Origin of the sequence: Marinobacter sp. F4206, assembly GCF_019392195.1 — a bacterium.
Classification (GTDB): Bacteria; Pseudomonadota; Gammaproteobacteria; order Pseudomonadales; family Oleiphilaceae; genus Marinobacter.
The window spans coordinates 1-1,272 of record NZ_JAHXKI010000009.1 but is presented as its reverse complement, the minus strand read 5'-3'; the positions used below and the strand labels follow the sequence as shown (position 1 = coordinate 1,272).

Annotated in this window: 1 protein-coding gene and 1 pseudogene; both read left to right on the top strand. The window is 55.0% G+C overall.

Features of this window, described 5'->3' with window-relative positions:
• The first annotated feature begins 58 nt into the window (after positions 1-58).
• Positions 59-430, top strand: a complete 372-nt coding sequence (locus KZO34_RS18565) for a transposase (RefSeq protein ID WP_219478486.1) — start codon at positions 59-61, stop codon at positions 428-430.
• Positions 409-1,239, top strand: a pseudogene (locus tag KZO34_RS18560) (IS3 family transposase); the annotation flags it as partial. The gene KZO34_RS18565 and the pseudogene KZO34_RS18560, both read left to right, overlap by 22 nt.
• Between the last annotated feature and the right edge of the window lie 33 nt (positions 1,240-1,272).

Below are 1,272 nucleotides of genomic sequence, written 5' to 3'. Positions count from 1 at the left end.
CTGCACTTCCCCCACTTCAATAGACACGCATCGATAACTCCGAAACAGGAGAGCTACGATGCCGAAGATGCTCACTGGGAAGAAAACTCAGAAGTACACCACTGAGTTCAAAGTCAAAGCGGTGGAATGGAGTCACCAGGCCCATCGCAGTGTCAAAAGCGTTGCCGAAGCGCTGGATATTCACCCCTTCATGCTGTCACGCTGGCGAAAGGAATACCGCGAAGGAAAGTTCGCTATGAAACGGGTGAAGAAGGCGCCAGCCGACGCCAAGAAGAAGATCCAGGAGCAGGATGAAATTGCTCGCCTGAAACGCCGTATAGCGGAGCTTCAGGAGGAAAACGACATCCTAAAAAAGTTTCAACGTTTTCAGGCCGAGGAACGACGGAAGCGTTCCGATTCGTCTGGCAGCACCGACGGGAACACGGCGTAAAAGCCCTGTGCCGTCACTTGAACGTTTCACGCTCTGGGTACTACGTCTGGGCCAACCGAAAGCCTGGTAAACGATCGATGGAGAACGCGGATCTGTTGCTCAAGATACGCAGGATCTTTAACGATAGTGAAGGCCGCTATGGCAGTCCCAAGGTCTATCAAACCCTGAAAAGCCAAGGCGTTCAGGTTGGAGAAAACCGGGTGGCCCGTTTGATGCGGGAGTGGGGCATGAAGGCTCGAACCTACCGGATCTATCGGCGTCTGCTCACCCGGCGAGCCCTCTTGAGAGCTTGGCCGAACTATCGCCTGGCCACGGAGAAGCCGGTGACCGTGAACCAGCAATGGAGCAGCGATGTCACCTACATCAAGATGGGGCGGAAGAACGTGTTTCTGGCCGTTGTCCTCGACCTGTTCTCGCGCCGTATCGTGGGTTGGAAGTTAGAGGCCAGTTTGAACGGCGAGCTATCCAGCGGCGCCCTTAAACAAGCCCTGGCGGACCGCTCACCGCCGCCTGGTCTGTTGCTGCATACCGACCGGGGGACCGAGTTCAGGGCCCTTAAAATGCGCGATACGCTTGCCCGCCACCACATTGTTCACAGCATGAGCCGACCGGGCTACTGCACGGACAATGCCGAGGTGGAGTCCTTCTTTAAAAGCCTGAAAGGAGAACTGCTGCACGCAACCAGCTTTGTCACCCTTCGCCAATTAAGACACCATATAAAACACTATATTGAGCGCTTCTATAATACCGAACGTCTGCACAGTAGCCTTGGCTACCGGAGTCCGCTGGAGTTCGAGGGCGCTAACTGATGGAAGCGTGTCCATTTATTTGGGGGAATACCA

What these genes read in the sequence shown, in the direction of transcription:
- KZO34_RS18565 (WP_219478486.1), top strand. Translation starts at nt 59, where the DNA reads ATGCCGAAGATGCTCACTGGGAAGAAAACTCAGAAGTACACCACTGAG.